General features: G+C 69.8%; 15 protein-coding genes. 3 read left to right on the forward strand and 12 right to left on the reverse strand.

What is annotated here, in order from left to right:
* Positions 1-57: 57 nt before the first annotated feature.
* A complete protein-coding gene (locus RN607_RS07300; RefSeq protein ID WP_313501565.1) occupies positions 58-663 on the forward strand; it encodes a nucleoside deaminase in 606 nt (201 codons plus the stop codon).
* A gap of 22 nt (positions 664-685) precedes the next feature.
* On the opposite strand, the gene RN607_RS07305 is transcribed toward RN607_RS07300, so the two are convergent.
* A complete protein-coding gene (locus RN607_RS07305; RefSeq protein ID WP_313501568.1) occupies positions 686-2,065 on the reverse strand; it encodes an MFS transporter in 1,380 nt (459 codons plus the stop codon).
* 79 nt (positions 2,066-2,144) lie between these two features.
* Between RN607_RS07305 and RN607_RS07310 the strand changes: the two genes are divergently transcribed.
* Together RN607_RS07310 and RN607_RS07315 are read left to right on the forward strand one after the other, a co-directional pair.
* Positions 2,145-3,107 (forward strand): alpha/beta fold hydrolase, encoded by a 963-nt coding sequence (locus tag RN607_RS07310; protein WP_313545370.1) that lies wholly within the window; start codon positions 2,145-2,147, stop codon positions 3,105-3,107.
* A complete protein-coding gene (locus RN607_RS07315; RefSeq protein WP_313501574.1) occupies positions 3,100-3,870 on the forward strand; it encodes a glycerophosphodiester phosphodiesterase family protein in 771 nt (256 codons plus the stop codon). The genes RN607_RS07310 and RN607_RS07315 overlap by 8 nt, the downstream gene beginning before the upstream one ends.
* Positions 3,871-3,873: 3 nt before the next feature.
* On the opposite strand, the gene der is transcribed toward RN607_RS07315, so the two are convergent.
* The 11 genes from der to RN607_RS07370 are packed head-to-tail and all read right to left on the reverse strand — an operon-like array spanning position 3,874 to position 13,116.
* Positions 3,874-5,373 carry a ribosome biogenesis GTPase Der gene (gene der, locus RN607_RS07320; protein ID WP_313545372.1) on the reverse strand — a complete coding sequence of 500 codons (1,500 nt, stop codon included), beginning with the start codon at positions 5,371-5,373 and terminating at the stop codon, positions 3,874-3,876.
* On the reverse strand, positions 5,370-6,074 hold the full coding sequence (locus tag RN607_RS07325; protein ID WP_313545373.1) for a lysophospholipid acyltransferase family protein: 705 nt from the start codon (positions 6,072-6,074) through the stop codon (positions 5,370-5,372). Before RN607_RS07325 ends, der begins: the two co-directional genes overlap by 4 nt.
* Positions 6,071-6,745: a (d)CMP kinase gene (gene cmk / locus RN607_RS07330; protein ID WP_313545376.1), complete on the reverse strand. Its 675-nt coding sequence runs from the start codon at positions 6,743-6,745 to the stop codon at positions 6,071-6,073. Before cmk ends, RN607_RS07325 begins: the two co-directional genes overlap by 4 nt.
* A complete protein-coding gene (locus RN607_RS07335) occupies positions 6,742-7,794 on the reverse strand; it encodes a prephenate dehydrogenase (protein WP_313501585.1) in 1,053 nt (350 codons plus the stop codon). Before RN607_RS07335 ends, cmk begins: the two co-directional genes overlap by 4 nt.
* A 4-nt stretch (positions 7,795-7,798) precedes the next feature.
* Positions 7,799-8,161 (reverse strand): chorismate mutase, encoded by a 363-nt coding sequence (gene aroH / locus RN607_RS07340; RefSeq protein ID WP_313545378.1) that lies wholly within the window; start codon positions 8,159-8,161, stop codon positions 7,799-7,801.
* A gap of 48 nt (positions 8,162-8,209) precedes the next feature.
* Positions 8,210-8,959, reverse strand: a complete 750-nt coding sequence (locus tag RN607_RS07345; protein WP_313501590.1) for a pseudouridine synthase — start codon at positions 8,957-8,959, stop codon at positions 8,210-8,212.
* Positions 8,959-9,513 (reverse strand): SMC-Scp complex subunit ScpB, encoded by a 555-nt coding sequence (gene scpB / locus RN607_RS07350; protein ID WP_313545380.1) that lies wholly within the window; start codon positions 9,511-9,513, stop codon positions 8,959-8,961. The genes RN607_RS07345 and scpB overlap by 1 nt, the downstream gene beginning before the upstream one ends.
* A complete protein-coding gene (locus RN607_RS07355) occupies positions 9,513-10,385 on the reverse strand; it encodes a segregation and condensation protein A (RefSeq protein WP_313545382.1) in 873 nt (290 codons plus the stop codon). Before RN607_RS07355 ends, scpB begins: the two co-directional genes overlap by 1 nt.
* Before the next feature lies 1 nt (position 10,386).
* Positions 10,387-11,202 (reverse strand): ParA family protein, encoded by an 816-nt coding sequence (locus tag RN607_RS07360; RefSeq protein ID WP_313501597.1) that lies wholly within the window; start codon positions 11,200-11,202, stop codon positions 10,387-10,389.
* A 29-nt stretch (positions 11,203-11,231) separates the two neighbouring features.
* The gene (locus RN607_RS07365; protein WP_313545384.1) at positions 11,232-12,152 is read right to left on the reverse strand and encodes a site-specific tyrosine recombinase XerD; all 921 of its coding nucleotides are present in this window, start codon (positions 12,150-12,152) and stop codon (positions 11,232-11,234) included.
* A 1-nt stretch (position 12,153) separates the two neighbouring features.
* Positions 12,154-13,116, reverse strand: coding sequence for a heme o synthase (locus tag RN607_RS07370; RefSeq protein ID WP_313501602.1), 963 nt, complete (start codon positions 13,114-13,116; stop codon positions 12,154-12,156).
* Positions 13,117-13,266 lie beyond the last annotated feature (150 nt).

Genomic DNA, 13,266 nt, shown 5'->3' on the forward strand with positions numbered 1-13,266 from the left:
GCAACATCGACCGTGGACAATCGGACGCGACCGCCACCCCCTCTGTCTGGAGCCGAAGTGCCTGCACCGCTGACGTCGTCTTTCTCGCTCTCCCTGCCGCAGTGGCTCGTGGAGGAGCTCGGCTCCCTCCCGCGCGTCGTCGTCGGGCACGAGGCCCAGATGGCGCTCGTCAACGCGCTCGCTGACCGAAACTGGCGGGAGGGTGGCGGCGGCCCGTTCGCCGCCATCGTCGTGGACGAGGCGACCGGCGAGCTGATCTCCGTCGGCGTCAACGTGGTGCTCGCGTCGGGCGTCTCGAGCGGACACGCCGAGGTCATGGCGCTCGGCCTGGCCCAGCGACGCGTCGGCACCTGGGACCTCGGCGCGGATCGGGACCTGACGCTCGTCGTCAACTGGCGTCCATGCGTCCAGTGCTACGGCGCGACCATGTGGTCCGGCATCCGACATCTGGTGGTCGCGGGCGACGGGCCAGAGCTCGAACGCCTCACGGGATTCGACGAGGGACCCATGGTCGCGGACTGGGCGCAGCAGTTCGAGGCTCGCGGTATCTCCGTGACCCAGGGCATCGGCAGGGACGACGCGCTCGCGGTGTACGCCGCCTACGGGTCGTCGACGTCGACCGTCTACAACGCGCGCGGCTCCGGCCGCATCGACAAGGACTGACGGTCGCTCGACCCGACGAGGCTCAGCGGGCCTCGATCTTGACGAACATCAGCGCCACGAAGCCCACGGCGACGACCCCGATGATGCCCACCACTCCCCAGATCGTCGCACCTGTGAGCGCGATCGCCAAGGTCCACATCAGAGGCGCCATCCACGACGCAGCGCGTCCCGTCGTCGCGTACAGGCCGAACATCTCGCCCTCCCTCTCCGGCGGGGCGACGCGCGCGAGCAGTGACCGCGACGCCGCCTGCACGGGGCCCACGAACAGGCACAGGACCAGGCCCGCCGCCCAGAAGACGATCGGACCCGCACCGTTCAGCACGATGATCGCCGTCCCCGCGACCACCATGCCGCCAAGCGACCACAGGATCAGGGTCCGCGGGCCGATCCGGTCGTCGATCGTGCCAGCGATCATCGTCGCGAGACCCGCCACAAGGTTCGCCGCGATGCCGAAGATCAACACCTCTGTGGCGCTGAACCCGAAGGCGACCGAGGCGATCACGGCGCCGTACGCGAACACGCCTGCAAGCCCGTCCCGGTAGATGGCGCTCGCCGCCAGGAACCAGACCGTCTCCCTGCTGTCGCGCCAGAGCCTCGCCACGTCACGGCCCAGGCGCGCGTAACCAGCAAGGAAGCCGACCTTCTCCCGACCTGCGGCGCGCGGTTCGGGGACGAACGCGAACACCGGCCACCCGAACAGGATTGTCCACGCCGCGCAGCCGAGCGCGATCATCCTGTACGCCATGCCGTTGTCGGTGGACATCCCCCACCAGTCCGCACCATCGGCCACGACCACCAGGACCAACGCCACGATGCCGCCGACGTATCCGAGCCCCCACCCCAGGCCGGACACACGACCCACGTTACGGGGGGTGGTCACCTGGGTGATGAGCGCGTTGTACTGCGCGCCGCCCAGCTCGTTCGCGACGAGCCCGATCGCGATCAGGCCCACACCCAGCACGAAGTACGCGGGCGCCGCCTGCACGAAGTAGAGGGCTGCGGTCACGATCGTCAACACGCCGGTGGAGATCGCGAGCCACCGCTTGCGCTTGCCCGCCGTGTCGGCCTGCTGGCCGAGCACCGGCGCCAGCAGCGCCACGAGAACGCCCGCGAGCGTCCCGGCGAGGCCAAGACCGCTCGTGAGGCTCGCGATCGCCAGGTCGTACGACGGATGGTCGGGGCCCAGCGCCGCGATCTCAGGATCGACGAACGCATCGGACGTCAGGTACAGCGCCGTGAAGACGAAGGTGACGATCACCGAGTTGAACGGCTGAGTCGCCCAATCCCACAGCGCCCAGGCAGCGATGCGTCCCTTCCCAGGCGCGGCGCGCCCTGAGTCGGCGGAGAGCTCGCCGTCGAGCTCCGGACTGGCCTCGGTGAGGGGACGCACGTCGTCGGTCATGAGCACAGCCTGCACCAACCTGGTGAACGGCGCGTGACGACGCGGCGTACGTGCACCGACGGAGCGTTACGATGCGCGAGTGACCACCCCCTCGCCCGGCGCCGCGCTCGCGTGGCGTGAGGACGTGCTCCCGGGGTTCGAGCAGGCGCCGCTCGGCGCCGCGACGCTGGTGCGCGCGCTCGCGCGGCCGGCCCGTCCGCGCGGCGTGGTCCTGCACGTCCATGGCTACAACGACTACTTCTTCCAGGAGCACCTTGCCGAGCATCTGGTGAGCCAGGGCTACGCGTTCTACGCGGTGGACCTCCGGCGGGCGGGCCGTTCGCTGCGGCAGGACGACGTGCCGCACCTGATGCACGATGTCGACGAGCCCGGTGAGGACATCGCGCTGGCAGCCGAGGCGGTGGCTCACCTCGAGCCGACAGTCCCTCTTGCCCTCCATGCGCACTCGACCGGTGGGCTCACGGCGCTGCTGCGCCTTCACCGCCACGGTCCAGGCCACGTGCAGGCGCTGGTGCTCGACTCCCCGTTCCTCGGCGCGCCCTCCTCCTGGCGCATGCGCCTCGGAGCCCGATCGTTGCCCGTGATCGCTCGCACCCGACCGCTGTCGATCGTCTCCTCGGGTCCGTCCTGGTACGCCACCCACCTGCACGCCCAGAACGGCGGCCGATGGCAGTTCGATACCGCGTGGAAGCGTCCCGACGGGCTTCCGGTGCGCGCTGCGTGGCTTGCGGCTGTGCTCAAGGCGCAGCGGCAGGTCGCCGCCGGCCTGCAGCTCGCGATCCCCGTCCTCGTCGCGCGGGCGGCCGAAGGAGGCCATGACTCGCCCGACAACCCTCGGCTCGACTCGCAGGACACCGTGGTGGACGTGGACGCGATCTCCCGCCTCGCCCCGCGGCTGGGGGCCGACGTCTCGCTGCTCGTGGTGCCCGATGGTGTCCACGACCTCACGCTCTCGGCCCCGGCGCCGCGTGAGATGTACCTCGGCGGGGTGACCGGGTGGCTCGCACATGCTCTCCCGTCACGAGGGGGCGACGATGCGTGAGCGTCACCCGTATCTGGGCGAGAGCGGCTCCATCGTCGCACTCGCTCATCGAGGCTTCTCCCGCGAGGGGCTCGAGAACTCGATGAAGGCGTTCCAGGCGGCGGTCGACCTGGGCTTCCGCTACGTCGAGACCGACGCTCACGGCACCGCGGACGGCGTCGCCGTCGCCCTGCACGACGCGTCGCTCGACAGGACCACTGACCGCGTCGGGCTGGTGTCCTCCCTCCCGTCCTCAGAGGTGCTCGGTGCGCGGATCGGCGGCGTGGAGCCGGTGCCGCTGCTGGAGGACGTGCTCGGCACCTGGCCCGAGCTCCGGGTGAACATCGACGTCAAGGCGGTCTCCGGCATCGGACCCGTGGCCGACGCGATCGAGAGGACCGGCTCCCACGCACGCGTGTGCGTCGCGTCGTTCTCGGCTCGCCGGCGGGTGGCGACGCTCAAGCGGCTCAGCCGCCCTGTCGCCACCTCGGCGGGCACATCCGAGGCCGCCGGGTTCTTCGCAGTCGGCGCGCTGGGACGCGGCGTGGGCGCCGCGCTGCGCCGGGTGGACCTGCTGCAGATTCCCGCACAGATGGGCCGCACCACCCTGCTCACGTCACGTCACGTCACCGCCGCGCACCGCGTGGGCCGCGAGGTCCACGTATGGACGGTCAACGAGACCGCCGAGATGACGCGGCTGCTAGAGATGGGCGTCGACGGCCTCGTGAGCGACCGTGCGGACCTGCTCCGCGACGTGCTGATCGCGCGCGGCTCATGGAGCTGAGCGTCAGCGCTTCTTGCGCTTCTCCCTGACACGCACCGAGATCTGGATCGGCGTGCCCTCGAAACCGAAGTTCTCGCGCAGGCGCCGCTCGATGAATCGACGGTACGTGGGATCGAGGAACCCGGAGGAGAACAGCACGAAGCGCGGCGGACGAGTCGACGCCTGAGTGCCGAAGAGGATCTTGGGCTGCTTGCCTGAGCGCACCGGGTGCGGATGCTCCGCCACCAGCTCGCCGAGGAAGGTGTTCAGGCGTCCCGTCGACACACGCTGATCCCAGCTGGAGAGCGCCAGATCCACCGCTGGCATCAGACGGTTCGTGTGCCAGCCCGTGCGCGCCGAAAGGTTCACGCGGGGAGCCCACCGCAGCTGCACGAGGTCCTGCTCGATGCTCCGCTCCAGCAGGAAGCGCTCGTCCTCGCCCACCAGGTCCCACTTGTTGAAGACGAGGACCATGGATCGGCCCGCATCGACGACCTGCGAGATCACCCGCGTGTCCTGCTCCGTCAACGGCGCCGACGCGTCGAGCAGGACCAGCGCGATCTCGGCGCGCTCGATCGCGGTCTGCGTGCGAAGCGAGGCGTAGAAGTCCGCACCCTTGGTCTGGTGCACGCGACGCCGGATGCCGGCGGTGTCCACCAGGACGAACGGGCGCCCGTCGATCTCCACGGTCTCGTCGACCGGATCGCGGGTCGTGCCGGCGACGTCGTGGACCACGACGCGGTTCTCGCCCGCGAGCTTGTTCAGCAGCGAGGACTTGCCCACGTTCGGCCTGCCCACCAGGGCGATGCGCCTCGGCATGTCCTCAGGCACCTCCACCTGGGGCATCTCCGTCGGAAGGATCGCCAGCGCCGCGTCGAGCAGGTCGCCGGTGCCGCGACCGTGCAGCGCGCTGATCGCATACGGCTCGCCGAGGCCGAGGTTCCAGAGGGCAGCCGCCTCGAGCTCTCCCTGGGGTCCATCGACCTTGTTCGCCGCAAGGACCACCGGCTTGCCGGACTTGCGCAGCAGGCGCACCACCTGCTCGTCGGTCGAGGTGGCGCCGACGGTCGCGTCGACCACCAGGATGATCGCGTCCGAGAGCTCGATCGCGGCTTCGGCGGCCTGGGCGACCGACAGGTCGATGCCTGTGACGTTCTTCTCCCAACCGCCCGTGTCGAGCAGCATGAAGTCACGGCCGGCCCACTCGGCGCGGTAGTTCACGCGGTCCCTCGTCACACCGGGGCGGTCCTCCACGACAGCCAGCCGCTTGCCGATGATCCGGTTCACCAACGTCGACTTGCCGACGTTCGGACGGCCGATGATCGCAAGGGTCGGGAGCGCCTCCTCGACGACCGGTGCGGCGTCGCCCTCAAGCGCCGCCAGGTCCTCCTCGGTGAGGTCGTACGCCTCGAGGCCGGCGCGCAGCGCCGCCTCGCGGATCTCGTCGAGGCTCTCGGCCGGATCGGACTCATGGGGAACCGGAAGCTCGGTCTCACCCGGGCCGAGCTCGTCGAAGTCGGTCATTCTGCCTCCTGGGCTTCGTTCGCGGCGCGCTCGGCGCGCGGATCGTCCCTCGGAAGCTCGAGGTCCGTCGTGGGAAGGACTGCGGCGAGGTGATCCCGAAGGATCTCGCCCACGCGCTGATCCGCCCAGTCCTGCCGGGCGCGGCCCTTCAGCTCCTGGGGTGTGTCGAGCGAAGTCGCCTCACCGAAGTCCATAAGCATACGTCGCCTCAGCTCCGGCCACGCGCTGACCGACTCTCCAGGGAGCCTGGTGCCCAGGATCGCGACCGGAACGACAGGGGCTCCGGTGCGCAGCGCGAGCCATGCGGCACCCCCGTGGACCGACTCCGCTGTTCCTCCACCGCGCGTGCCCTCGGGGAAGACGCCCACGACATCGCCACGCTTCAGGACCTCGTACGCCTGCGCGAGGGCCTGGCGCCCTCCGCCCTCGACCTTGATCTGCTGCGCGACCCGCAGGATCCTGCCGAGCAGGCCCTCCATCATGTGGCCGCCGATCAGGAAGTGCGACCCGCGTGGGATGACGCCGTGGAGCAACGGTCCGTCCGCGATGCCCACATGGTTTGCCACGACGATCACCGGCCCCGATCGTGGCAACCGATCCAGGTGGCGCACCTCGGTGCGCCACAGCACCTTCGCCATGAAGCGACCGACCCACCGGGACCATCGAGGACCCCAGCGGCTCGGCACCTGACGACCGCTCACGAGACTCGCTCTGCGAGCGTCAGCACCGCTCGCACGGCCTCGTCGATCGTGAGATCCGTCGTGTCCACGGTGACCACCCCGTCGGCCGCGGTGTGGAACTCGACCACCGTCGCGTCCTGGCGGTCGCGACCGAGCACCGCCTCCCTCACGGTGGCGACGTCCGCGCCTTCGCCCGCGCGTCGGGCCACTCGGACCTCCTCGTCCGCCGTCATCAGCACCCGCACGTCCGCGTCGGGAGCGATGATCGTGGTGATGTCGCGTCCCTCGGCGACCACGCCCCGACCCTCCGAATACCCGCCGACCCGCTCGGACTCGATCACGTCCCGCTGCCACTGACCGAGGATCCGCCGCGCCTCGAGATTCGTCGCGACCTTGGAGACCTGCAGCGCGACAGTGTCGGACCGGATCAGGCGCGACACGTCCTCACCCTCCAGCACGATCGCAGGGTTGCTCGGGTTGAGGATCAGCTCGACGTTCATCGTGGCGACCATCGCAGCAACATCGCCCTGGTTGCCGAGGTCGACGCCCTCGCGAAGGCACCACAAGGTGCCCACGCGGTAGGTAGCGCCCGTGTCGAAGTAGGCGAGCCTCATGCGACGAGCGACCTCGCGGGCGACCGTCGACTTGCCGGTCCCCGCAGGTCCGTCGATTGCGATCACGATCCCGGTCATGAGGCGGCCACCGTCCATCCCGCTCGTTCCAATGCCTCGACGAGCGGCGGGGCGCTCGCGGGCTCGACGTACAAGGTGGTGAGGCCGACGGGCTGCCTCGGAGAATGCTCGATCGAGAGGTCCTCCACGTTCGCACCCACGGACGCCGCATCGGTCAGGAGACGCACCAGCTGGCCCGGCGTGTCGGGCACGATCACGGTCACTCCCCTCCACTCCCGGGTGCGCCCGCCGTGCTTTCCGGGGATCCGCGCGACCTCGAGGTTGCCGCGCGCGATCAGGTCCGTGAGAGCCTCACCGATGTCGTCGGCCTCGCGCACGTCCTCCAGATCGCCGATGATGTGGTCCAGCGTCGCGACGATCGCATGCCGGTTCAGGCGCGCGATGTCCGCCCACATCGCCGGAGGCGATCCGGCGATGCGCGTCACGTCGCGCAGACCCTGCCCAGCAAGCGCCACGTCATCCGCGCCGAGCGGGCCCAGGGCGGCCGCAGCGGCAGAGGCGACCACCTGAGGGGCATGCGAGACGCGCGCGACCGCCGCATCATGCGCCGACGCCTCCATCTCCACCACATCGCTCTCGAGCGCCTGCGCTACCGACGCGACGACTGCGACCGCGGAACGTGGAGCCTCACCCTGGCAGATCACCCAGGGGCGCGCGCTGAACAGGTCCGACTGGGCCGCGAGCCCTCCCGACACCTCCCGCCCCGACATCGGATGGGAACCGACATAGCGGTCGGCCGCGCCCACCGCTCGCGCCGCATCCAGCACCGGCGCCTTCACGGAGGCGACGTCCGTCACGAGCGCACCCGGCCACGTGGCGAGGGCCTTGGCGACGACGTCCCCCGTGTCCGACGGGCGCACCGCGACGATCACCAGCTCGGGCGCGTCGTCCCCCAGCGGCATGCCGGCGCCGATGTCCCATGCGAGCCGTTCCGCGTTCGCCGAGACGTCCGCGATCGTGGTGGTCCAGCCTGCGGCGCGCAGGCCGAGCCCGATGCTCGCGCCGATGAGGCCGGCACCGATGATATGGGTGCGAGGGGTGGCGTCCACGGCGCTACTGGGCCAGGTCACGTCGCAGCGCGACGGCGCCACGCAGGTACACGTGGACCACCGCGTCGCGAGGCACGTTCATCTCGGCGTGCATCATGACGCGCACGATGCGCGGCAGCGCTCCCGGCACAGGGATCTCCTGGGCGCACATGAGGGGCACGGCGCCGAACCCCATCTCCCGCGCCGCAGCCGCAGGGAAGTCGGACACGATGTCCGGCGTGACGGTGAAGATCGCGGAGATGACGTCGTCCGTGGTGAGGGAGTTCTGCTCCATGAGGGCCGCGACGAGCTCGCGCGTCCGCTCGTGAAGATGCGACCTCTCGTCCACGTCGAGCGAGATGGCTCCTCGGATCGCGCGTACGGTCATGGCGTCATCGTATCGGTCGCGTGCTGGCGCGTCCGACCTGGGACGGGGCTAGAGCCCCGCCACCTCCATGAGCTCGCCGACCTCCTCGCGGTTCAGCTGACGCACCTCCCCAGGTGCGAGCGTGCCGAGGCGGATCGGACCGAACTGCGTGCGGACCAGGTCCACCACGGGATGCCCGACCGCGTCGAACATACGACGCACGATGCGGTTGCGCCCCTCGTGGAGCTCGACCTGCACGAGCGAGTGCTCGCCAGACACGTCCAGCACCACGCAGGAGGTGACCCGCACCGGACCGTCGGTGAGCTCCACGCCCTCCTTGAGCGTCGTCGCGAGCGTCTTCGCCACCCTGCCCTCGACCTTGGCCACATAGATCTTGGACACGCCATGCGTCGGGTGCGCCAAGCGGTTGGCCAGATCGCCGTCGTTGGTCAGCAGGATCACGCCCGTGGTCTCCGCATCGAGACGACCGACGTGGAACAGACGCTCCTTGTACTCGACCACGTACTGGTCGAGCGCCGGCCGACCCTGCGGGTCATGCATCGTCGAGACCACGCCGAGAGGCTTGTTCAGCACGACCGTCACATGAGTGTCGTCGACGCTGATTCGCTTCCCGTCCACCTCGATGGCGACGGAGTCCGGATCCACCCGCACCCCCAGCTGATCGACGACCTCGCCGTTGACACGCACACGCCCGGCCTCGATCATCTCCTCGCACTTGCGTCGCGACCCGACCCCGGCGGACGCGAGGACCTTCTGCAGGCGGATCCCCTCCGGCCGGTGGATCTCCAGCTCGGCCATCACCGGTCCCCCATCGACTCTGGGGCGTCGACATCGGCGAGCTCCGGCAGGAACGGGGCGAGCGGCGGCAGGTCGTCCAGCGTGGACATCCCCATCCGCTCGAGGAACTCGACCGTGGTGCCGTACAGGAGCGCGCCGCTGATCTCGCCGACCTCGGTCACGAGCCCGCGCGCGCTGAGCGTCTTCATCACGGAGTCCACGTTAACGCCGCGCACCTGCGACACCTGACCACGTGTCACAGGCTGCCGGTAGGCGACGACGGCGAGAGTCTCCAGCGCGGCCTGCGACAGCCGCGACGACTGACCCTCGACCACGAAGCGTCCCACGACGTCCGCGTACAGTCGCGACGAATAGATGCGCCACCCGCCATCGACCTCACGCAGCTCGAAGCCACGAGGCACCTCAGGGTCCGCGTACTCGTCTCGCAACGCGTGCAGCACCGTCACGACCTGGTCGACAGGCGTCTCCACGGCCGCTGCCAGCTGGTCGGCGGGCACGGGCTCCCCGACGACCATCAGCACCGCCTCGAGCGCCCCTCGGATGTGCTGATCCATCAGCGGGTACCTCCCTCGATCGACCGCTCGGACTCCCTCGCGGCCTCCAACCCGACGCCCATGGCATCGTCCTCGTCGAACTCGGCCGAGACGTCCACCTCCTCGGCGCCACCTGTCCAGCGCACCGTCAGCTCACCCAGCGAGCGGGCCTGCTCGAACGACACGGCGGCCTCGCGGAACAGCTCCAGGAGCGCGAGGAAGCGCGCGACGACCACGTGGATGCTCTCCGCGTCGGCGACCAGCGCGCGGAAGGTGACCGCGCCCGAGTGCTGCAGCCGCACCGCGACCACATGCGCCTGATCGCGCACGCTCACCGCCGGGTTGTGCAGATGGGTCAGCGACACCGCAGGCGTGGCCTTCGGCTCCATCGCCCTGGCGGCCAGCATCGCGAGCATGTCAGGGGTCACGTTCCACACGAGCTCGGGCAGCAGCATCGCGAAGTGCGATTCGAGCGGCACGTCCCGCGGCACGCGCCGCGGCGCCTCCAGCATCGACTCGAACCTCGCCGCGACGTCCTTGAAGGCCCTGTACTGCAGCAGACGGGCGAACAGCAGGTCGCGGGCCTCGAGCAGCTCGAGGTCCTCCATGTCGTCGACCTCGCCCTGGGGCAGGAGGCGCGCCGCCTTGAGATCGAGAAGGGTGGCCGCGACCACCAGGAACTCGGACGCCTGCGACAGGTCCCACTCGACCTCCCGCGCACGGACCACCGAGAGGAACTCGTCCGTCACGCGCGCGAGCGCGACCTCGGTGATCTCCATCTGATGCTTCGAGATGAGGCTCAGCAACAGGTCGAACGGACCTTCGAAGTTGTCGAGGTGGACCTCGAAGCCCTTCCGAGGGGCCTGGTCCGGCTGGGGCAGGCCGGCCGTCACGCTACGCGGCTACCCCGCGCGACATGAGCTCACGCGCGAGCTGGCGGTACGCCTCGGAGCCCGAGTGCGACGGGGCGAACGTGAGGATCGGCTCTGCTGCCACGGTCGCGTCGGGGAACTTGACGGTGCGCGCGATCATCGTCTCGGTCACGCGATCCCCGAACGCGTCGCGCACGCGCTCGACGACCTCCTGGGAGTGAAGGGTGCGCGCGTCGTACATCGTCGGGATGATCGCGTCCATGCTCAGGCGCGGATTGAGACGGTCCTGGACCTTGGTGATCGTGTCGACGAGCAGGGCCACGCCGCGCATCGCGAAGTACTCGCACGCCAGCGGGATGAGGACGCCGTGCGCGGCGACGAGCGCGTTGACCGTGAGCAGACCGAGAGAGGGCTGGCAGTCGATGAGGACCACGTCGTAGTCGTCCACCACATCCCGCAGCGCGCGCGCGAGCGCACTCTCGCGAGCGACCTCCCCGACCAGCTGGACCTCGGCCGCGGACAGGTCGATGTTCGCCGGCAGCAGGTCAAGGTTGTCGTAGCCGGTCTCCATGATGACGTCGCGCGTCTTCACGTCATTGCGCATCAGCAGGTCGTAGACCGTCGTCGTCAGGTCGTTCGAGTTGACGCCCAGGCCCGCGGACGCGGCACCCTGCGGGTCGAAGTCGACGAGCAGGACCTTCCGCCCGTACTCGGCGAGCGCCGCAGCGAGGTTCACCGAGGTGGTCGTCTTGCCGACCCCGCCCTTCTGATTGCACAGCGCCACGACTCGCGCGGGCCCATGGCTGGTCAGGGGCTTGGGTTCGGGAAAATCGGTCACGCGCCCAGGCTACCGTTTCGTCCTGGCCCTCACTCGCGGGCACGCGGGTGAGCGAGGACGTACGCCTCCCTCAGCGAATCGCGTGTCACCAGGGTGTACACCTGCGTCGTCGTCACCGAGGCGTGGCCCAGCAGCTCCTGCACGACCCTCACGTCCGCGCCGCCGGACAGCAGGTGGGTGGCGAACGAGTGGCGCAGCGTATGGGGGCTGACATCGGACACCCCTGCACGCTCCGACGCGACCCGCAGGATGGCCCACGCGCTCTGGCGTGACAGTCGGGCACCTCGTGCGTTCAGGAACAGCGCGGGCACGCCCGCGCCGTGCGCGGCAAGCCCCGATCGGGCCCGTACAAGATAGGCGTTCAGCGCCTCGGCGGCGAACGTGCCGAGCGGGACCACCCGCTCCTTCCGGCCCTTGCCGCGCAGGAGCGCCGACTCGGCGCCCGGCTCGAGGGAGACGTCGTCGACGTCCAGACCGACCGCCTCGGAGATGCGCGCGCCAGTCGCGTACACGAGCTCGAGCAGCGCCCTGTCGCGCAATGGCGCTACGCCGTCGCCCTGGGACGCAGCCTCCATGATCGCGGCCACCTGGTCGGTGGCGATCGCCTTGGGCAACCTCTTGGGCACCGCGCGCGGCTTGACCTGGAGCGACGGATCGTCACCGCTCCATCCCTCCTGCACGGCGAACCGATGCCAGCCTCGCACCGCCACGACGACCCGCGATGCCGACGCGGGAGCCAGCGCCCGCCCACCGTCGGCTCCGGTGCCGATCGCCTGGGCGAAGTCCGCGACGTGGGCGCGCTCGACCAGGCCGAGCGACTCGACGCCCTTCCCCGCGAGGAAGGACTCGTACCGGGCCAGGTCCCGGCGGTAGGCGGCGAGCGTGTTGTCGCTCAGCCCGCGTTCGACAGCCAGATGCGCGAGGTACCCCTCCCGCTGGCCAGCGAGCATCTCAGCCCCAGACCGTCAGGAGGTCAGGCAGGAACGGGTCCACCAGCACCGCTGCGAAGACCAGCGTCAGATACACGATCGACTCGCGGAACAGCCTCATCTCGCGCAGCTTCTCGTCCCCACGCTGCGACCGTACGTACAGCTCGATGCACCCCTTCATGAACCATGCACCCGCGCCGGCGGCGACGGCCAGGTACACCCACGTCATCCCGGCGACGGGAACGAGCACCAGGCTCGTCAGGATCATGGCGGCCGCGTACGCGATCATCTCGATGGCAACGCGCCGCGTCGGCGCGACGACAGGCAGCATCGGCACCTCGGCGTGCGCGTAGTCCTTGCGGAACTTCATGGACAGCGGCCAGTAGTGGGGCGGCGTCCAGAAGAACACGATGAGGAACAGCAGGAACGGAGTCCACGACAACGACTCGCGGACAGCGGCCCAGCCGATCAGAGCAGGCATGCAGCCCGCGATGCCGCCCCACACGATGTTCTGGGCGGTCCGCCGCTTCAGCAGCAGCGTGTAGCCGACCACATAGCCGAGGATCGCGAACAGCGTGAGCCCGGCGGAGAGCGGCGAGCCCACGACGAACCAGAACCACGCGAGGCTCACGGCGCCGAGCACCCAGGCGAACACCAGCGCGTCACGAGGAGCGACAGCACCCGTCACCAGCGGCCGGTTGCGCGTGCGCTTCATCACCGCGTCGATATCGCGGTCGATGTAGCTGTTGAAGGCGTTGGCGCTGCCCGCGGACAGGTAACCGCCGACGAGCGTGGCAAGCGTGAGCCACATCGGCGGCCAACCATCGGCGGCCAGGATCATCGCGGGAAGAGTCGTCACCAGCAGCAGCTCGATGATGCGCGGCTTCGTCAGCGCCACATAGGCCTTGAGCACCCGCGTCGCCAACAGCCACCGGGGCACGGCCGGAGCGGGCACATCCGTCACTGCGGTCGCTGGCTGGGGCATGCGGACATTCTAAGCCGCGCGAGCCAGGGAGTGGGACCTCCGTCCTACCTGACACGCGTGGGTGGTACTCGACGACCCTCCCAGGAACACATCGGCCCGACCCATGGTTGTCGCACCTGACCCGCGCCAGCGACGCCCCCAGGCGGCTAC

The organism is Demequina capsici, assembly GCF_032102965.1.
GTDB lineage: Bacteria > Actinomycetota > Actinomycetes > Actinomycetales > Demequinaceae > Demequina > Demequina capsici.